The organism is Nocardia sp. XZ_19_369 (genome assembly GCF_015355715.1).
Classification (GTDB): domain Bacteria; phylum Actinomycetota; class Actinomycetes; order Mycobacteriales; family Mycobacteriaceae; genus Nocardia.
In genome coordinates this window covers 719,697-738,468 of the sequence record NZ_JACVED010000003.1, presented here as the reverse complement: position 1 = coordinate 738,468, position 18,772 = coordinate 719,697, and the positions used below count along the sequence as shown (strand labels likewise).

Below are 18,772 nucleotides of genomic sequence, written 5' to 3'. Positions count from 1 at the left end.
GAATGGGCACACACTATGCACGATGTGAGGTTTGCTGTGACCTCCACCACCTGACGCCGAATCGGAGTGTTCCGGCGAACGGGACACGGCGGCGGCAAACATCGAGTGGCGGCTCCGTGATGTCCCGCTCCACAGACCGTGCGGTACCCACCCGGCCCAACCTGCGAGAGCTAACTGCTATTACAGGCGGTTCAGCGCTTGCGGCGGGCAGTGACCTTGGTCAAATGCACAGCTAGGGCGTTGTGAATTGTCCAATATGCCGGACCCGGTTGCGCGCGACGGCATGCTTAGCGCTACGTTCGCTGCGGATGGTGCCGCCGACCGCGGCCGCCTGTAGTCGTTGAGCCGAAAGGTGGTGTGCCGGTCCGACCTTCGGTTCGGCTGTGGGTATTGCTATCCGTCGGCCTGGCGAACGACGACGTTCGCCGCGCTTTCCCTTGCAGTGGTGGTCCGTCCGAGTTGCCGAGGCGTTGTCGGGGTCGGCGAGTCGGTCACGGCCGAGAATTCGAAGGAAAACCGTGCACAGAGTCCCGTTCAGGATTGCGATCCTGTTGTTGAGCGTCGTCTCGGTCGGCCTGCTCGGCCTACCCGTCAACGCTCAACCGCTCTATCCCACACCGGATCCGGATGTGTTCTATACCCCGCCGGCCGAGCTGGCGGCGCTGCGACCGGGCGACGTCGTCCGCGTCCGCAAGATCGACACCGGCCCGTACGTGGGCACCACGGGATGGCAGGTCGCGTTCCGGTCCACCAACTCGATGAACAAGCCGGTCATGGGGATCACCACCGTCCTGCTGCCGAACGGCGTCAAGAACCCGCCGCTCGTCTCCTACCAGGCGCTGATCAATTCCCTTGGCACCCAGTGCAACCCGTCGCGGTCGCTGTTCAACGGCGAACTCCAGGACGCCGTCGGCGCCATGCTGCCGATCGGTCGCGGCTGGGCGGTGTCGCTGCCCGACTACCTCGGCCCCACCTCCGCCTACGGCGCGGCCAGGCTCAGCGGCATGATGACGCTGGACAGCGTCCGGGCCGTGCAGAAGGTGGCCGAGCTCGGTCTCGGCGATTCGCCGGTCGCGCTGGCCGGTTACTCCGGCGGCGGCATGGCCACCGCTTGGGCCGCCGCACTACAGCCCACCTACGCCCCCGATCTGAAGCTGGCGGCCGCCGTCGCAGGCGGTATCCCCGCCGACCTCGAGGAGATGGCGCTGTCGCTCGGCTTCGCCCCGCACCCCGGCTTCGGCTTGGCCTTCGCCGCCGCCATGGGCCTCGAGCGGGAATACCCGGAGAAGCTGCCGATCTCGGATCAACTCAACGAAAACGGCCTCTGGTTCCGCGAATTCACCCACGACGCGTGCCGCAGGTTCCTGCTCTTCCACGGCGCCTTCCGCAACGCCGAACAGATGGCCGCGTCGAAGAGCCTGATGGACAGCCCGGTAGCCCGAGAAGTACTGCGCGAGAACAGCTTGCGTCACTTCGACGGCATCCCCACCGTGCCCACCTTCCTGTGGCAGGGCCGCTTCGACGAACTAACCTTCTACCCACCTGTCGCCGAAGTCGCCGACCGCTACTGCAAAGCCGGCGCCCCCGTCGATTTCCACACCTACGAGATCGCCGAACACATGACCACGGCCGTAGCCGGTTTCGCCGACGCCTGGAACTACGTGGAAGCCCGCTTCCGCGGTGACCCGGCCCCCACCAGCTGCTGAGCTAGCGCATCACCGACAAGTGGCCCCGGAGATCTTCTCCGGGGCCACTTTTCGTGCGTGGTCGAACTCAGCTGATGGAGCGGACCTGCTCTTCGTATGCGGCGCGGGTCTTTTCGTCGGCGGGGTGCAGGGCGCGGTCGCCGTCGAAGAGGCGGCGGACGAGGCGGACGGCGCGTTCGGGGGCGGCGGCGAGGGCCACGTCGATGGGGGCGAGGTAGTTGGGGACGGCCACTTCGGCCTTGCGGGTGGTGACGGTGCGCGCGATGGCGGCGGCGACGTCTTCGGGGTCGACGGTGGGCATGCCGTGGCCGAGGGCGAGGCCGGAGGAGAGGCGGGTGCGCACGGCCGACGGCAGGACGCAGCTGACGCTGACGCCCTGCGGGGCGAACTCCAAACGTGTTGCGGCGGAGAGACCTACGGCGGCGAACTTGCTCGCGTTGTAGACGGCGAGGCCCGCGACCGGGATCTTGCCGGCCAGCGAGGCCACATTGACGATGTGGCCGTGGCCGCGCTCGATCATGCCGGGGGCGACGGCGCGCATGCCGTGGATGAGACCCCAGACATTGATATCCATCGTGGCCTGGCCGACCACGTCCGGCTCGTCGAGGAACGGTCCGGCCGGCATGACTCCGGCATTGTTGACCAGGATGTCGACGCGACCGAGGTCGGCGATCACCTTGTCCCACTGGCCGCGTGAGCGCACGTCGAGCTCGTAAGCCTGCGCGCCGATCGCGGCCGCGGCGGTTTCGGCGGCGACGGTGTCGACGTCGGCGATCACCACCTCGGATCCCTTGGCCGCGAACAGTTCCGCGGTGGACTGACCGATGCCACGGCCGGCGCCGGTGATGAGGACGCGGGCGCCCTTCAGGTCGAAGTCGGGGTAACCGTGACCGAGAATTCTCATGCGAAGGCTCCTTGTTCGAGCGCACGGCGGGTGCGGCGCAGGGTGTGCTGGAAGGTGTCGATGCGGCGGCGGCCGTCCATGAAGTTGGGGCCCATCACCGCGAGATCGTCGGCGGTGGCGTCGAGGCGCAGGACCTTGGTTCCGGTCGCTTGCAGCTGCGCGATCTCGGCATCGAGCTTGGCGCTCATCCGGTTTCGCAGCTGCCGTTCGAAGAAGTGCCCGGCACTGGTCGCGGGAAGTTTCCCGGTCGAGGCCATGGGGGCGAGCACGATGACCTCGTCCAGTTGCTGCGGGATCAGCAGGTCCACCGAGGCCGTGGAACCCGCGCCACCGTCGATGAAGCGGCGTCCGGCGATGGGTACCGGCGGCAACCAGCCGGGTACCGCCCACGACGCGCGCAACGCCGCACCGAGCGGCGCCATCGGTGCATCGGGCGCCCCGAACGGAACCCGTTCTCCCGTCGCGTAATCCATGCTCACCAACCAGGTCGCCGGATGCTGCACCCAGGAACGACCAGGGTTCAGCCGCTCGGCGAGCTGCTGCAACCAGCTCGCGTCACCGCCGCCGACCGGCATCAGGCCGCTACCCGCGGTGAGCAGTGCTTGCCCGGAGTCGGTGCGGCGCAGCGGAAGTCGTACCGAACCGAGTCGAAGGCGCGGCATCGGCGGAAACCGACCGGGACCTGATCGCATGTGCGCCAACAGGATCGAGTTCGTGGAAGTGCCCTCCTGCATGGCGACCAGCTCGTCCACCGAGACGCCGCTGCCGAGCATGGTCACGTACTCCGCACCCGCGGAGGTCCCGATCAACACATCGGCCTCGCGGGGATCCCAGTCGAGCGCGTCCCGAACCGCGGCCAGTGCCGCGACGATCCAGGCGGCGCCGAGCGTGCCACCGCAACCGATGGCCAGGCCGCGGCGTTGCGACCCGTTGTTGTTACCCATGGTTCTAGACACTAGCAGAACTCAAATACCAGCGGTATCCGAAATCCGACGGTACGTAGAATCAGGGCATGGCACGTCTGACCCGGTCCGAGAGCCAGGCCCGCACCCGCGCTGACCTGATCGCCACGGCACGCGACCTCTTCCTGGCCGACGGCTACGCGAGCACCAGTTTGGAGCGGGTGGCCGAGGAGGCCGGCTACTCCAAGGGCGCGGTCTACTCGAACTTCCGCACCAAGAAGGAGCTCGGCCTCGAGGTGATCGAGCTCATCCACGCGACCAAATTCGCCGAGGTGACCGATCTGCTCGCAGCGGGTGACAGCTTCGAGGAACAGCTCGAGCGGTTTCAGGAGTGGGCCGAGCGGACCGTCGGCGATGTCGGCTGGACCATGCTCGAATTCGAGTTCGCGACCGTCTCCCGCGACGATCCCGCATTGCAGGCGGCGCTGGTGTCGAGCCTCGGCGTGGTGCGCGGCGCGGTGGCGGCACAGGTGCAGACGCTGGCCGACACGCTGGGGATCGAACTGCCGGTGCCCGCCGAGGATGCCGCGACCGGGATCCTCAGCATGGGCATCGGCCTCGGCATGCAGCGCGCCATCGATCCGTCGATCCCGGCCAGACTGATCACCGATGCCGTCCGGCTGCTCGTCACGCTCGGCGCGGGACCGCTCGCCGCGAAGAGCGCGGTCACGCCGTGAAGTGCAGGGTCCATTCGCCGCGATAGTGCAATCGGGTGACGCTGCCCGGCGGGATATCGATCCGCCAGAACGATTTCGGTGGTGCATCCAGGGTCACCAGCAGGGCCGCGCGAATGACAGCGGGATGGGTGACGGCGATGGTGGACTCACCCTCCGACGCGATCTCGGCCATCCAATACCTGGTCCGCTCGATCACATCCACCACGGATTCACCGCCGTGGCCGCGGAACATCGGGTCGGTGAGCCACGCGTAGAGCTCGTCCTGGGGCACCGACATCAGTGCCCCGCCCCGCCACGCCCCCGCATCGAGGTCACGTAGTCGGGTGTCCTCGTCGCCGGGCAGCCCTAACAGCGCCGCCGTCTCGACCGTCCGGCGCTCGGGTCCGGTGAGCACCCGCGGCGCGGCAAGCGGAGTGCACTCGGTGATAGCCCGGCGGCCGGCTTCGGTCAGCGATTCGTCGACTGGAAAACGTGCCTTCCGCATCGCCTCGGTCATGCCATGGCTGACCAGGTCGAGTCTGAGCACCTTTTGCACGCGAGAAGCGTACGGCTATGCGCATACGGCTGTTCCGCCTCTCCAGGAATTCGCGCCAGATTGGAGTGCAGTCCCGCCCAGGTCGCCTCGCCATCGGCGACCCTGGCTTGCTTGTCGGTGCCTCGGTGCACACTGAAGCCATGGCTCAGTTCTCCCCCGCTACCCAAGAGTGGTTCGATGGCGCGTTCCCCGCGCCGACGGCCGCTCAGCTGGGTGCATGGGCGGCGATCGCGGCGGGTGAGCACACCCTGGTGATCGCGCCGACCGGGTCAGGTAAGACGTTGTCGGCGTTCCTGTGGGCGATCGATCAGCTGGCCACTCGGGAGCAAACGGCCGAGCGGGCAGGCACCTCGGTGCTGTATGTGTCGCCGCTCAAGGCGCTCGCGGTGGATGTGGAGCGCAATCTGCGGGCGCCGCTGGTGGGTGTGACGCAAACCGCGAAGCGGCTCGGGCTGGATCCGCCCGCGATCACCGTGGGCGTCCGGTCCGGGGATACCAGCACGTCCGAACGCCGCGCGATGCAACGCACACCCCCGGACATTCTGATCACCACACCCGAGTCGCTGTTCCTCATGCTCACCTCCGCGGCCAAGGAGACGCTGCGGAATGTGGGCACGGTGATCGTGGACGAGGTGCACGCGATCGCCGGTTCCAAGCGTGGTGCGCATCTGGCGCTGTCGCTGGCGCGGATGGATCTGCTCACCGAGCGACCCGCGCAACGGATCGGCTTGTCGGCGACTGTGCGCCCACCGGACGAGGTCGGCCGGTTCCTGGTCGGCAACGCCCCGATCACCATCGTCTCACCACCCGCACCGAAGACCTTCGACCTGTCCGTCCGGGTGCCGGTGGCCGACATGACCGAACCCGGTGACTCCGACCAGCCCGGCTCGATCTGGCCGCACGTGGACGAGGCCATCGTGGATCTGGTGCTGGAACATCAGTCCTCGATCGTGTTCGCGAACTCGCGCAGGTTGGCCGAGCGGCTGACCGCGCGGCTCAACGAAACCTATGCGGCACGGCTGGGCGAGCCGGTGGAGACCGAGCACAAGCCGCCTGCCCAGCTCGGGGCCTCGACCGAGGTGGTGCACGGTGCGAGCCCGTTGCTCGCCAGGGCGCACCACGGCTCGGTGAGCAAGGAGCAGCGCGCGCTCATCGAGGACGATCTGAAGAGTGGACGACTGCGCTGCGTCGTCGCGACCAGCAGCCTCGAACTCGGGATCGATATGGGCGCGGTCGATCTGGTGGTGCAGGTGGAGGCGCCGCCCTCGGTCGCGAGCGGATTGCAGCGGATCGGGCGGGCCGGGCATCAAGTCGGCGAGATCTCGCGCGGCGTGCTGTTCCCGAAGCACCGCACCGATGTCATCCACTGCGCGGTGGCCTCGCAGCGGATGACCGCCGGGCAGATCGAGTCGATCCAGATTCCGGCGCACCCCTTGGACATCCTGGCGCAGCAGACCGTGGCCGCGTGCGCGCTGGAACCGATCGACGTCGACGCCTGGTTCGACATCGTCCGCGGCACCGGCAGTTACGCGGCGCTGCCACGCTCGGCCTACGAATCGGTGCTGGACCTGCTGGCCGGACGGTACCCCTCGGACGAGTTCGCCGAGCTGCGGCCGCGGCTGGTGTGGGATCGGGACGCGGGCACGCTCACCGGACGTCCCGGCGCGCAGCGGCTCGCGGTGACCTCTGGCGGTGCGATTCCGGACCGCGGCCTGTTCGCGGTCTACATGGTCGGCGAAAAGGCCTCGCGGGTAGGCGAACTCGACGAGGAGATGGTCTACGAGTCGCGGGTCGGTGACGTGTTCGCGCTGGGCGCGACGAGCTGGCGGATCGAGGAGATCACCTTCGACCGAGTTTTGGTGACGCCCGCGTTCGGGCAGCCGGGGCGGCTGCCGTTCTGGCACGGCGACGGCCTGGGCCGCCCCGCCGAACTCGGCGGGGCGCTCGGTGAGTTCGTGCGCAAGGTCGGCCAGCACCCGGAGAACCTGGACAAGCTCACCGCGGCAGCCGGACTGGACGCCTTCGCGACCGCGAACCTCGGCGCCCTGCTCGACGAGCAACGCACCGCGACCGGGCATCTGCCCACCGATAAAACGCTGGTGGTCGAGCGGTTCCGGGACGAGCTCGGTGACTGGCGGCTGGTGCTGCACTCGCCGTACGGGCTGCCGGTGCACGCGCCGTGGGCCTTGGCGATCGGGGCGCGGCTGCGCGAACGGTTCGGCGTGGACGCCGCGCCGAACGCCTCCGACGACGGCATCGTGGTGCGGCTGCCGGACACCACCGACGATCCACCCGGCGCCGAACTGTTCGTCTTCGAGCCCGACGAGATCGACGACATCGTCACCGAACAGGTCGGCGGCTCCTCGCTTTTCGCCTCCCGCTTCCGCGAGTGCGCGGCGCGGGCGCTGCTGCTGCCGCGCCGCGATCCGGGCAAGCGGGCCCCGCTGTGGCAGCAGCGGCAACGATCGGCGCAGCTGCTCGACGTAGCGCGCAAGTTTCCCGACTTCCCGATCCTGCTGGAGACGGTGCGCGAATGTTTGCGCGACGTCTACGATTTGCCGTCGCTGCGTGACCTGCTCAGCCGGGTAGCGCGCCGCCAACTGCGGCTGGTCGAGGTGGAGACGGCGACACCCTCGCCGTTCGCGAACGCCCTGCTGTTCGACTACATCGGCCAGTTCATGTACGACGGCGACAGCCCGCTCGCCGAACGCCGCGCCGCGGCACTGTCGCTCGACTCGAGCCTGCTCGCCGAACTGCTCGGCCGGGTGGAACTGCGCGAACTGCTGGACGCCGCGGTGCTCGAGCAGACCGAGCGGGAACTGCAGCGGCTCACCCCGGAACGGCACGCCCGCGATGCCGAAGGGCTGGCCGACCTGCTGCGCCTGCTCGGCCCGCTCACCGCCGACGAGGCCGCCGAACGCTGCACCGACGATCCGGCGCCCTGGTTCGCCGAGCTGGTGAAAGCGCGTCGCGCCCTGGAGGTTTCGTTCGCGGGTCGCAGCTGGTGGGTGGCCGTCGAGGACGCGTCCCGGCTGCGCGACGCGCTGGGGGTGCCGCTGCCGATCGGCACGCCCGCCGCCTTCATCGAGCCGGTCGCCGATCCGCTCGGTGATCTGGTGGGCCGGTTCGCCCGCACGCACGGCCCGTTCACTACCGAGGCGGTGGCAGCTCGCTTCGGCCTCGGCACGGCCGTCGTCGCCACCGCACTGCACCGGCTGATCACCGAAAAGCGCATCGTCGAAGGCGAATTCACGCCCGGTGCAGCAGGATCGGAATGGTGCGACGCGCAGGTGCTCCGCCGGTTGCGCCGCCGCTCCCTGGCCGCCGCCAGACACGAGGTCGAACCGGTATCGACGGCCACCTTCGGCCGCTTCCTCCCGTCCTGGCAGCACATCGGCACCGGTGAACTGCGCGGCGTCGACGGCGTCGCCACCGTGGTGGAACAGCTTGCGGGCGTGCCGATCCCGGCCTCCGCCTGGGAGTCGCTCGTGCTGCCCGCCCGGGTCCGCGACTACTCCCCCGCCATGCTCGACGAACTGATGGCCACCGGCGAGGTGATCTGGTCCGGCCACGGGTCGATCACCGCCAAGGACGGCTGGGTCGCACTCCACCTGACCGACCAGGCCCCGTTCACGCTGGCGCCGCCCGACGACATCGAACTGTCCGAGGTGCAACTCCGGCTGCTCACCGCACTCGGCGCGTCCCTCGTACCGTGGACACCGCCGGCCGAGTCGCCGGAGCCGGTACCGCTCGACCCGCCGAGTTCCGGTGCGGCCGACATGGAAGACACGGCGAGCGGGCGGAAGTCGGCGTCCAACCCGAAACTCGCCCCGGTGCCACAGGGCGGCGGCGCCTATTTCTTCCGGCAACTGTCCGATGCCACCGGTTTGCTCGACGACACTCAGGTGGCGTCCGCACTGTGGGAATTGGTCTGGGCCGGGATGGTTTCCGGCGATACCTTCGCGCCGGTGCGCGCCATGCTGTCGGGCACCACGCGGACCAGTACCGCCCATCGGACACCACGCCGGGCACCACGCGGGCGGGCCTATCTGCCGCGCCCGAGCATGCCGACGCGGTCCGGCCCGCCCGCGGTGGCGGGGCGCTGGTCGCTGCTGCCGGAGCGGGTGTCGGACAACACGGTCCGGGCCCACGCGACGGCGGACATGCTGCTGGAGCGATACGGCGTGCTGACCCGCGGCTCGGTGCAGAACGAGGGCGTGCCCGGCGGTTTCGCGCTGATGTATCGGGTGCTGACCGAGTTCGAGGACCGAGGCCGGTGTCGCCGTGGGTATTTCATCGATTCACTCGGCGGCGCCCAGTTCTCCACCACGGATGTGGTGGATCGGCTGCGATCGTTCGACAACGAGCGCAGTCGGCCCGGTGACACCAGGCCGCAGACCGGGAAAGCACTCGCGCTGGCGGCCACCGACCCGGCCAATCCCTATGGCGCCGCACTGACCTGGCCGAAGGGTGACGGTGACGGCGGGCATCGACCCGGTCGCAAGGCCGGTGCACTGGTCGTTCTCGTCGACGGCGACCTGGTGCTCTACCTCGAACGCGGCGGCAAGACTTTGCTCACCTTCACCGAAGACCCGAACGCCCGCCAGTCCGCCGCCCAAGCCCTGGCCGACCTAGTGCACACCCGCCGCGTCGACTCCCTGGTCATCGACCGGGTGGACGGGGAAACCGTGCACGGCAACACCTTCGCGGGCTTCCTCAGCGAAGCGGGCTTCTCCGCGACCCCGCGCGGCCTCCGTCTCCGGAGCCGCCCATGACGCAGCCCGGGATCCGGCATGCCCGAGGGTGACACCGTCTACCTGGCCGCGGCGCGACTGCGCGCGGCGCTGGAGGGGAAGACGTTGACCGGCAGCGACTTCCGCGTGCCGCGCTATGCGACCGTCGACCTGCGGGACCAGGTGGTGGAGAGCGTCAGCAGCTACGGCAAGCACCTGTTCATCCGGACGCCGACCGTGAGCATCCACACCCATCTCAAGATGGAGGGCACCTGGCGGATCTTCCACTGCGGCCAGCGCTGGACGAAACCCCGGGTGACGGCGCGGCTGGTGCTGCGCACGGCCGAGGTCGAGGCCGTCGGGTTCTCCCTCGGCAAGGTCGAAGTGGTGCGGGTCGGCGACGAACACCGGATCATCGACCACCTCGGCCCCGACCTGCTCGGCCCGGATTGGGACGTGGCCGAGGCGGTGCGGCGGCTGGAGCGCTATCCGGATCAGCCGATCGGCGTCGCGCTGCTGGACCAGCGGAACCTGGCCGGCATCGGCAATGTCTTCCGCAGCGAGATCTGTTTCCTGCGCCGCGTTCACCCGGTGACCCCGGTCGCCGACGTACCCGACCTGCTCGCGCTGGTGCACGAGGCACACCGCGTGCTGACCGAGGCGGTGCGGAAACCACCGCGGCGTGAACTGATCTACGGCCGGACCCACCGCCCGTGCCAACGGTGTGGCACCCCCATCGCCAGGGCGCTGCTCGGCGATCCCGCGCCCGCGTCGGACCGCATCGCCTACCGCGAACGCGGCATCTACTTCTGCCCCCGCTGCCAGCCGGTTCCCGGCAGCTAGGTTCCGGCGCGGAAAGTCCGCCACCGGACCAAGCCGGTTGGTTCGCCGCACCGAATCAACTGTGCAATCCAACGATGTGCTCGGCGTGCCCACCGGCTATTACCCACCGACCACTGTAATTTGCCACTCAGTTGCTAATGATCGGCGCGCTCGGCACGACTATCTCCGTGGCAGTCACGACACAGCACAGGAGCAGGCCATGACGACGGTATCGAGATCGAGCAGACGACCGCTGCTCGCGATCGCCTCGCGCCTCTTCTTCGCCGCGCTGGCGACCCTGGCCACCGCGCTGTTCAGTTACCTTCTGCTCCATCCGAGTTCGCCCACCGATACGCCCCGGGCGCCGCACCCGCCGATCTCCTCGGTGTCGCCGCGACCTTGACGAACTGACCGCAGCCCCATAACTTACAAGCTGTAAGTTAATGAGGAGTGCGGCATGAACGATCCACGGCAGTACGTGGTCATCGGCGGCGGACTGGCCGGCCTCGCGGCCGCGGTCTGGCTGGCCCAGGCGGGCAAGAACGTCACCCTGCTGGAACGGCGCGGCCGGCTCGGCGGCCGCACCCACGCCATGAAGGTGGATGTGGTGGACGACCCGCCGGACAACGGCCAGCACGTGATCGCCAGCGGCTACGACCACCTGTTCCGGTATCTCACCAGCATCGGCACCCGGCAGTACGTCGCCTTCCCGGAGCGGGCCACGCTGCGCTGGCCCGACGGCCGCAGCGCCACCATGAGCACCAAGGGCTTCGGCGCGCTGCGCACCCTGTCCGGCGCGCACCCCGACGCCAGTCTGCTCGAACGGGCCCGCGCCACCGTCGCGACCCTCCGGCTCGGCTGGCAATGCCTGCACCAGCCCGCCGACCTGCCCGACCTGACCACCGAGCAGTGGTTCAACCGCATCGGCATGCCAGCGAAAGCCCGTGAGGCCCTGTGGGATTGGCTGGCGCTCGGGGTCGCCGCCGAACCGGTGCAGCAGGAATCGGCGAAGGTGCTCGCCGACGTGATGGCCACCGGCATCCGCCTCGGCATCAAGCACCGACGCCCGGCCACCATCGGCTACCCGACCACCGACCTGGACACGCTGTTCATCACCGGTGCGCTGAAAGTCTTTGCGCGACATGGCGTCGAGGTCAAGCATCGCGCGGTGGCCCGGCGCATCAACATCGCCGACGGCCGGGTCACCGGGGTGGCGCTGGCCGACGGCACCACCGTCCCGGCGGACGCGGTGGTGTGCGCCGTACCCAACTCCAACATCAACGGTCTACTCGACGACCTGCCCGAGCACGCCGAACTCTATGCTGCCGCAGACAAATTGGGCTATACGCCGATCGTCAGCACCAACCTGTATCTGGATCGCCCGCTGGGCACCACGGCCGAGTTCGAGGCGTTGATCGGCGGTACCGGCGTGATCGATGAGGTCTTCGACCGCCAGCGGATGACCGGCCGCCCCACCGATCAGGCCTGGCTCTACTGCCTGACCACCAGCGGCGCCTACGAACAGATCCACAAGACCAACGAGGAGATCGTCGCCGAGCAACTGGACCTGTTGCGCCGCTACTACCCCGCCACCAAAGAGGCGAAAGTTGTTCAGGGACACGTGGTTCGGATGCCGAAGGCGACCTTCTCCCAGGTGGTCGGCACGCACGCGCTGCGACCCGGGCAACGCACCTCGGTGCCGACGCTGGTACTCGCCGGCGACTGGACCGCCACCGACTGGTCGGCGACCATGGAAAGCGCAGTACAGAGTGCGGCACAGGCGGTCGATCTACTGCTTGCGCTACCGTCAGTGCGGTGAGCACGGATCGCGCCACGTCCGACCACGTCGCCAAGCCACGGACGGGTAAGTCGACGACCGCCAAGCCCGCGGTCGGTCGACCGGCCCCCAAACGCCGGATGTCGGCGGCCGACCGGCGGGCTCAGCTGCTGGATGTCGCCCGCGACATCGTCGCCGCCGACGGTTTCGGCGCGGTCACCATCGATCGGGTGGCGCGCGAGTCCCAGGTCGCCCGCGCCCTGGTGTATCAGCAGTTCACCGACCTGTCCGGGCTGATGACCGCGCTGCTCGACCGCGAGTCCGAGATCGCGCTGGCCGGGGTCAGCAGCGTCGACTGGTCCGACGCCGTCGACGTGGATCAGGTCGGCCGCGGCATCCTCGCCTATCTGCATGCGGCGCCGACCAGTTGGCGGATCATCCTCAGCCCACCGGACGGCGGCCCGCCCGATCTGCGCGACCGCCTCGAACTCGGCCGGTCCTACGCCCGAGCGATCGGCGCGCGCCACCTGTCCCGCTACGCGGGTGTCACCGTCGACCCTGACGGGCCGACCGAGCGAATCCTGTTGGCGGCCATGGAGGAACTGGCCCGGCTGCACCTCACCGATCCGGCGAACTATCCGGACGAGATGGTGCTGCGCTACCTCCGCTCGCTCGTCGGCTGGGCGGTCCGGCTGGAAGCACCCCGCTGACCTGCGGCGTCGACAGCCTCACGAAAATCTCACGGACAGCTTGGTTTTCTTTCACCAAGGCGCGGATCTCGCGCCGGGGAGAGAGGAAAACACATGAAGCTCAGCACTTTGCTTGCGACCGTTGCGCTTTCGGCGGGCCTCGTCGCCGGAGGGTCGGCGGTGGCCTCAGCGGAGACGATCTACGTAGGCACCTACGGCACCGAAGCCGCGTGCCGGGCGGATGGCTCCGACGCACCCGCGCATCCGGACTGGACGTGGTGGGAGTGCCAGCAGACCCCCACCGGTGAATGGGATCTGTACTACTCCACCAACTGATCCCGGCCGGGCCGGTCCGGTGTGCCGGATCGGCCCGATCTGAAATGGCATACTCTCTGATCTCGTGCGTGTGCTGGTGGTCGAGGACGACGAAGGTCTGGGAAACGAAGTCGCGGCCGGGCTGCGCTCGGCGGGGTTCGCCGTCGACCTCGCCCACCACCTCGCCGACGCCGACCTGAAGATCTCCGTCAACACCTACGACGTTCTCATCGTCGATCGCGGCCTGCCCGACGGCGACGGACTGCACCTGGTCTCCGTCCAGCGCGCCGCGGGCCAGCGGGTGCCGGTGCTGATGCTCACCGCCCGCGACGGCCTCGCCGATCGCATCGCCGGTTTCGAGCACGGCGCCGACGACTACCTGGTCAAACCGTTTGCGATGCCCGAACTGGCCGCCAGGGTGCGCGCGTTGAGCCGCCGCCGCGAACATCCGGCGCCCGCGCGCCTCGTGCTCGGCGATATCGACATCGACCTGCCGCGCCGCCGGGTGCAGCGCGCGGGCATCCTGCGGTCGCTGACCCCGAAGGAATTCGCGGTGCTCGAGCTGCTCGCCACCCGCGCGGGCAGCGTGGTCTCGCGCAGCGAGCTCATCGAGTGCTGCTGGGACGAGATGGCCGAGCCCGCCTCGAATGTGGTGGACGCCGTGATCGCGCAGCTGCGCCGCGAGCTCGGGCCGCCGCAGGTGATCGAGACCGTGCGCGGCACCGGCTTCATGATCGGAAGTGACTCATTCGCACGTTGATTCCCACGGCAACGGCGTTGTCCGGTCGCTCCGCTAACGTCCTACCCGCCGTAGCCAGACTGCGCCGCACCCGTCGGCTGCTGACCGCCCTCATCACCGTGATCACCGCGACCTGCCTGATCATCCTCGGCGTGCTCGCGGCGATCATCGACGCACGGTCGCGGCACAATGCCATCGACGACAGCCTGGACCGGGTGGTCACCGGCCTGTGGCGCAGCGTCGAGTTCAACTCCGACGATCAGGTGATCGACCTCGAGTTGGTGGAGAAGGACGATCTGGCCAACGGCGAGACCGCGGTCCTGATCGTCACGAACGACGACACCGGGCACTGGCGGGAGATCTACGGGCACCTGCGGTCCTGGCTGCCACCGACCACCGGCGCGGAGGCGCTGGCCGACGATGCCGTGCGCGCGGGCGAGACCGTATTCCAGGACGGCTACGACAGCGCGGGCCGCCCGGTGCGGCTCGCGGCGACGCCGGTCTTCTGGGAGGACACGAAAACGGAGGCGGTCGTCGTCGCGGGCACCAATCCGGGACTGGTGGATCGGGACCGGGCGGTGCTGCTCTGGGCGCTCGTGGTCGGCGGACTGACGCTCGTCACCCTGTCCGCCCTTGCCGCACACGCGCTGTCGGGCCGCAGCATGCGCCAGGCGTTGCTGCTCGTCGAGGAGCAGGAACGCTTCCTCGGTGACGCCGCCCACGAATTGCGCACGCCACTCACTACTTTGGGGCTGGTCACCGCGCCGCGGCGCCGCAGTCCGCACGAGGTGGAGCGCGCACTGGCCGACGCGGGCGCGCTGGGGACCCGGATGGAGCGGATCGTCACCGGCCTGCTCGCGCGGGCCCGGATGCAGGCGGGGGTGACGACGATGGAGCGGGTGCAGTTGCTGCTCGATCAGCTCACCGAGGCGGTGGTCGAGGAGTTCCAGGCGAAGGTCGTCGTGCAGAGCGAACCGACGGTCGTCGTCGGCGACCCGAGCCTGTTGAGCCTCGCGGTGCGTAACCTGATCGAGAATGCGATCACGCACGGCGCGATCAACCCCGACGCTCCGGTGGAAGTGCACGTCGCGCAGGGGCGGGTCAGTGTGCGCGACCACGGCGCGGGGCTGCACCCGCAGCTGTCGAGCAATCCGTTCGCTCGCGGCGTCACCGCGGGGCGGGGCAGCGGCATCGGGCTGGCGCTGGTCGCGTGGATCGCCGAATTACACGGCGGCACCGCGACAATGGAGCCCGCACCGGGCGGCGGCACCATCGCGACCGTCGCACTGCCGCCGCCCGCACTCGGCCTCCCCTGACACGTCGCTACCGATTCGGTTGCCGCACAGCCTTGTTCACGCCGTCCACCGGCACCGGCTCCAGAATCTCGGGCCGCGGTTCGGGGGCGGCGATGCGCAGCGCATCGGCGGAGTCGTCGTCGGGCTGGGTCTGCGAACGGATCTCGGCCTCGACGCGGGCCCGATAAGTCGTTATCTCCCGCTCGATTTCGGCGTCGTCCCAGCCGAGGACCGGCGCGACGAGGCGGGCCACCTGCTCGGCGCAGTCGGCGCCGCGGTCCGGGTATTCGATGGAGATGCGGGTGCGCCGGGCCAGGATGTCGTCCAGGTGCAGCGCGCCCTCGGCGGCGGCCGCGTACACGGCCTCCACCTGCAGGTACGACGGCGCCTCGGTAATGGGTTGCAGCAGTTCGGGGTTGCCGTCCGCGAGTGCCAGCACCTCGTCGATGAGCGCGCCGTACCGATCGAGCAGGTGCTTGATCCGGTACGGGTGCACGCCGTATTCCTCGGCCAGCTGCACCGTCTGGTTGACCAGCGCGAAGTAGCCGTCGGCGCCGAGCAGCGGCACCTTCTCGGTGATCGACGGCGACACCCGGGCCGGAATGTCCTGTGCTGCTTCGTCGACGGCGTCGTAGGCCATCACCCGATAGGTGGTGTACTTGCCGCCCGCGATGCTGACCAGGCCGGGCGCGACCCGGGCGACGGCGTGTTCGCGGGACAGCTTGGAGGTCTCGTCGCTCTCCCCCGCCAGCAGCGGGCGCAGGCCCGCGTAGACGCCGTCGATGTCGTCGTGGGTGAGCGGAGTGACCAGCACGTCGTTGACCCGGTCCAGCAGATAGTCGATGTCGGCCTTGGTCGCCGCCGGATGGGCGAGGTCGAGGTTCCAATCGGTATCGGTGGTGCCGATGATCCAGTGGGTGCCCCACGGGATGACGAACAGCACGGAAGTCGGGGTGCGCAGGATGATCGCGGCGTCGCTGACGATCCGATCGCGCGGCACCACGATGTGCACGCCCTTGGAGGCCCGGACGTGGAAGCGGCCGCGCTGGTGCGCCAGTGCCTGCACCTCGTCGGTCCACACGCCGGTCGAGTTGATCACCACGTGCGCGCGGATGTCGGCGGTGCGGCCGTCCTCGCTGTCGCGCACCTGCACGCCGACCACCCGGTCGGCCTCGCGCAGGAAGCCGACGACCTGGGTGGAGGTGCGGATCACCGCGCCGTAGTGCGCGGCGGTGCGGGCCACGGTCATGGTGTGCCTGGCGTCGTCGACGACGGTGTCGTAGTAGCTGATGCCGCCGATCAGCGCGCTGCGCTTGAGACCGGGAGCGAGTCGCAGCGCGCCCATGCGGGTGAGGTGACGCTGCCCTGGAACGGATTTGGCGCCGCCCATGGTGTCGTAGAGCATCAGACCCGCCGCGACGTACGGTCGCTCCCACGCGCGGTGGGTGAGCGGATAGAGGAAGCGCAGTGGTTTCACCAGGTGCGGGGCGAGCGCGGACATTGCGAGCTCGCGTTCCTTCAGCGCCTCGCGGACCAGGCCGAACTCCAACTGCTCCAGATAGCGCAGGCCACCGTGGAACATCTTCGACGACCGGCTCGACGTGCCGGAGGCGAGGTCACGCGCCTCGACCAGCGCGACCTTCAGCCCGCGGGTGGCCGCGTCGAGCGCGATACCCGCGCCGACCACGCCGCCGCCGATGACGACCACGTCGAAATGGTCCTTGCCGAACCGCTCCCAGGCCGTCCTGCGCTGCTCCGGACCGAGGAACTGGGACTCCGGTTTCTTGGTCATGCTCGACTCCTCCAGCCGCGTTTGTCGACGACGTAGTGGTCTTGTTCGCGCATTCGATCGAGCTGCTCTTGCTACAGGCTATGCCAGGTGTCACGGATCTCTTCGACCACGGCGTCGCTCGTGTCGTTGAGCGCTACTCGTCGGTAACTGCTCTCGACCCTAATCGAGCGGGGCGCGGGCGGCCATGTGATCCACAGCCCGGCGCAGCGGCGGGCTCGGCGGGCAATCCGGCCCGAGCCCGTTGCCGGGAAGCCGGCGTGACCGTCGAGGACCCGCGTAGCCGCAATCGGACACAGCGCGCTCGGTGTTTAGTAACCTGCACGAATGCGTCGCTATGTGGCCGCCATCGACCAGGGCACGACTTCGAGTCGGTGCATCGTTTTCGATCGGCAGGGGCGCGTCGTCGGCGTGGCCCAGCGGGAACACGAACAGATCTTTCCACGACGGGGCTGGGTCGAGCACGACGCCGAAACCATCTGGAAGAACACCGAATTCGTGCTGGGTGAGGTGCTGAAGCAGCAAAAGCTCAGCAAAGACGACATCGCGGCGGTCGGCGTCACCAACCAGCGCGAGACCACCGTGGTGTGGGATCGGTCCACCGGCAAGCCGATTCACCATGCCATCGTCTGGCAGGACACCCGCACCGACCGGCTGACCACCGAACTCGGCGGCGATATCGGGCCGACCCGCTATCAGGAGCGCACCGGCCTGCCGCTGTCCACCTACTTCGCCGGGCCGAAGCTGCGCTGGATTCTGGACAATGTCGACGGTGCGCGCAAGCGGGCAGAGGCGGGCGAGCTGTGCTTCGGCACCATGGACAGCTGGGTGCTGTGGAACCTGACCGGTGAGCACATCACCGACGTGACCAACGCGTCGCGCACCATGCTGATGGATCTGAATACCCGCCAATGGGATTCGGAGATCTGCGCGGAGTTCGGGGTGCCGGAGTCGCTGCTGCCGGAGATCCGCAGCTCCTCGGAGGTGTACGCGGAGATCAGCTCCGGTCCGCTGCAAGGGATTCCGGTCGCGGGCATCCTCGGCGACCAGCAGGCCGCCACCTTCGGCCAGGCCTGCCTGTCCCCCGGCGAAGCCAAGAACACTTACGGCACCGGCAATTTCATGCTGCTCAACACCGGGACCACGCCCGTGGTCAGCAAGCACGGCCTGCTCACTACCGTCTGCTATCAGCTCGGCGACGGGCCCGCCGTGTACGCGCTGGAGGGGTCGATCGCGGTCACCGGCTCACTGGTGCAATGGTTCCGGGACAACCTGGGCATCATCTCCTCGGCCGACGAGATCGAGCCGCTGGCCCGCAGCGTCGAGGACAACGGCGGCGCCTACATCGTGCCCGCCTTCTCCGGGCTGTTCGCGCCACGCTGGCGACCGGACGCCCGCGGCGTCATCGCCGGGCTCACCCGCTACGTGAACAAGGCCCACCTGGCCCGAGCCGTGCTGGAGTCCACCGCTTTTCAGACCGGCGAGGTGGTCGACGCCATGCGCGCCGACGCCGAATCCGAGCAGCTCGACCTCGAACTGACCACGCTGAAGGTGGACGGCGGCATGGTCAGCAACGACCTGCTCATGCAGTTCCAGTCCGACATCCTCGACGTGCCCGTGGTGCGCCCCGTCGTCAACGAAACCACCGCCCTCGGCGCCGCCTACGCGGCCGGCCTCGCGGTCGACTACTGGTCCGGCACCGACGACATCCGGGAGAACTGGGCGGCCGACAAGACGTGGCAGCCGACCATGTCCGCCGAAGACCGCGACGAACACTGGAAGTCCTGGAACAAGGCCGTCGAACGCACCTACAACTGGGCGGATTGACC

The 18,772-nt window shown here is 68.9% G+C and carries 15 protein-coding genes; 11 read left to right on the top strand and 4 right to left on the bottom strand.

Annotated features, from left to right (window positions below; all coding sequences use genetic code 11):
* The first annotated feature begins 551 nt into the window (after positions 1 to 551).
* The gene (locus tag IBX18_RS14825) at positions 552 to 1,706 is read left to right on the top strand and encodes a lipase family protein (protein WP_194834360.1); all 1,155 of its coding nucleotides are present in this window, start codon (positions 552 to 554) and stop codon (positions 1,704 to 1,706) included.
* Between the two features lie 67 nt (positions 1,707 to 1,773).
* Here the strand turns inward: IBX18_RS14825 and IBX18_RS14820 are convergent, their stop codons facing one another.
* Both IBX18_RS14820 and IBX18_RS14815 read right to left on the bottom strand, forming a co-directional pair.
* Complete coding sequence (locus tag IBX18_RS14820; RefSeq protein WP_194834216.1) at positions 1,774 to 2,610, bottom strand: SDR family oxidoreductase; 837 nt, start codon at positions 2,608 to 2,610, stop codon at positions 1,774 to 1,776.
* Positions 2,607 to 3,554, bottom strand: a complete 948-nt coding sequence (locus IBX18_RS14815) for a patatin-like phospholipase family protein (protein ID WP_194834215.1) — start codon at positions 3,552 to 3,554, stop codon at positions 2,607 to 2,609. The genes IBX18_RS14820 and IBX18_RS14815 overlap by 4 nt, the downstream gene beginning before the upstream one ends.
* 68 nt (positions 3,555 to 3,622) lie before the next feature.
* Between IBX18_RS14815 and IBX18_RS14810 the strand changes: the two genes are divergently transcribed.
* A complete protein-coding gene (locus IBX18_RS14810; protein ID WP_194834214.1) occupies positions 3,623 to 4,249 on the top strand; it encodes a TetR/AcrR family transcriptional regulator in 627 nt (208 codons plus the stop codon).
* On the opposite strand, the gene IBX18_RS14805 is transcribed toward IBX18_RS14810, so the two are convergent.
* Complete coding sequence (locus tag IBX18_RS14805) at positions 4,239 to 4,784, bottom strand: histidine phosphatase family protein (protein ID WP_306796265.1); 546 nt, start codon at positions 4,782 to 4,784, stop codon at positions 4,239 to 4,241. The genes IBX18_RS14810 and IBX18_RS14805 overlap by 11 nt on opposite strands.
* Before the next feature lie 140 nt (positions 4,785 to 4,924).
* Between IBX18_RS14805 and IBX18_RS14800 the strand changes: the two genes are divergently transcribed.
* From IBX18_RS14800 to IBX18_RS14765, 8 genes are all read left to right on the top strand, one after another.
* Positions 4,925 to 9,559 carry an ATP-dependent helicase gene (locus tag IBX18_RS14800; protein ID WP_194834213.1) on the top strand — a complete coding sequence of 1,545 codons (4,635 nt, stop codon included), beginning with the start codon at positions 4,925 to 4,927 and terminating at the stop codon, positions 9,557 to 9,559.
* An 18-nt stretch (positions 9,560 to 9,577) separates the two neighbouring features.
* Positions 9,578 to 10,360: a DNA-formamidopyrimidine glycosylase family protein gene (locus IBX18_RS14795; RefSeq protein ID WP_194834212.1), complete on the top strand. Its 783-nt coding sequence runs from the start codon at positions 9,578 to 9,580 to the stop codon at positions 10,358 to 10,360.
* Between the two features lie 199 nt (positions 10,361 to 10,559).
* Positions 10,560 to 10,742 (top strand): hypothetical protein, encoded by a 183-nt coding sequence (locus IBX18_RS14790; protein ID WP_107654341.1) that lies wholly within the window; start codon positions 10,560 to 10,562, stop codon positions 10,740 to 10,742.
* A 54-nt stretch (positions 10,743 to 10,796) separates the two neighbouring features.
* Positions 10,797 to 12,158 carry a hydroxysqualene dehydroxylase HpnE gene (gene hpnE / locus IBX18_RS14785; RefSeq protein WP_194834211.1) on the top strand — a complete coding sequence of 454 codons (1,362 nt, stop codon included), beginning with the start codon at positions 10,797 to 10,799 and terminating at the stop codon, positions 12,156 to 12,158.
* Between the two features lie 98 nt (positions 12,159 to 12,256).
* A complete protein-coding gene (locus IBX18_RS14780; protein WP_194834358.1) occupies positions 12,257 to 12,826 on the top strand; it encodes a TetR/AcrR family transcriptional regulator in 570 nt (189 codons plus the stop codon).
* A gap of 93 nt (positions 12,827 to 12,919) precedes the next feature.
* The gene (locus IBX18_RS14775; protein ID WP_194834210.1) at positions 12,920 to 13,141 is read left to right on the top strand and encodes a hypothetical protein; all 222 of its coding nucleotides are present in this window, start codon (positions 12,920 to 12,922) and stop codon (positions 13,139 to 13,141) included.
* A 64-nt stretch (positions 13,142 to 13,205) separates the two neighbouring features.
* Positions 13,206 to 13,880 carry a response regulator transcription factor gene (locus tag IBX18_RS14770; RefSeq protein WP_194834209.1) on the top strand — a complete coding sequence of 225 codons (675 nt, stop codon included), beginning with the start codon at positions 13,206 to 13,208 and terminating at the stop codon, positions 13,878 to 13,880.
* Complete coding sequence (locus IBX18_RS14765; protein ID WP_194834208.1) at positions 13,877 to 15,175, top strand: HAMP domain-containing sensor histidine kinase; 1,299 nt, start codon at positions 13,877 to 13,879, stop codon at positions 15,173 to 15,175. Before IBX18_RS14770 ends, IBX18_RS14765 begins: the two co-directional genes overlap by 4 nt.
* 7 nt (positions 15,176 to 15,182) lie before the next feature.
* On the opposite strand, the gene glpD is transcribed toward IBX18_RS14765, so the two are convergent.
* Entirely contained in the window at positions 15,183 to 16,946 is a 1,764-nt protein-coding gene (gene glpD / locus IBX18_RS14760; RefSeq protein WP_194834207.1) for a glycerol-3-phosphate dehydrogenase, read from the bottom strand.
* A 324-nt stretch (positions 16,947 to 17,270) separates the two neighbouring features.
* On the opposite strand from glpD, the gene glpK reads away from it, so the two are divergent.
* A complete protein-coding gene (gene glpK / locus IBX18_RS14755; protein WP_194834206.1) occupies positions 17,271 to 18,770 on the top strand; it encodes a glycerol kinase GlpK in 1,500 nt (499 codons plus the stop codon).
* Positions 18,771 to 18,772: the final 2 nt, after the last annotated feature.

Bases quoted from the DNA above. Each gene is read 5' to 3' on its own strand.
- IBX18_RS14820 (WP_194834216.1), bottom strand. From the start codon at position 2,610: ATGAGAATTCTCGGTCACGGTTACCCCGACTTCGACCTGAAGGGCGCC.
- IBX18_RS14815 (WP_194834215.1), bottom strand. From the start codon at position 3,554: ATGGGTAACAACAACGGGTCGCAACGCCGCGGCCTGGCCATCGGTTGC.
- IBX18_RS14810 (WP_194834214.1), top strand. From the start codon at position 3,623: ATGGCACGTCTGACCCGGTCCGAGAGCCAGGCCCGCACCCGCGCTGAC.
- IBX18_RS14800 (WP_194834213.1), top strand. From the start codon at position 4,925: ATGGCTCAGTTCTCCCCCGCTACCCAAGAGTGGTTCGATGGCGCGTTC.
- IBX18_RS14795 (WP_194834212.1), top strand. From the start codon at position 9,578: ATGCCCGAGGGTGACACCGTCTACCTGGCCGCGGCGCGACTGCGCGCG.
- IBX18_RS14790 (WP_107654341.1), top strand. From the start codon at position 10,560: ATGACGACGGTATCGAGATCGAGCAGACGACCGCTGCTCGCGATCGCC.
- hpnE (WP_194834211.1), top strand. From the start codon at position 10,797: ATGAACGATCCACGGCAGTACGTGGTCATCGGCGGCGGACTGGCCGGC.
- IBX18_RS14780 (WP_194834358.1), top strand. From the start codon at position 12,257: ATGTCGGCGGCCGACCGGCGGGCTCAGCTGCTGGATGTCGCCCGCGAC.
- IBX18_RS14775 (WP_194834210.1), top strand. From the start codon at position 12,920: ATGAAGCTCAGCACTTTGCTTGCGACCGTTGCGCTTTCGGCGGGCCTC.
- glpD (WP_194834207.1), bottom strand. From the start codon at position 16,946: ATGACCAAGAAACCGGAGTCCCAGTTCCTCGGTCCGGAGCAGCGCAGG.
- glpK (WP_194834206.1), top strand. From the start codon at position 17,271: ATGCGTCGCTATGTGGCCGCCATCGACCAGGGCACGACTTCGAGTCGG.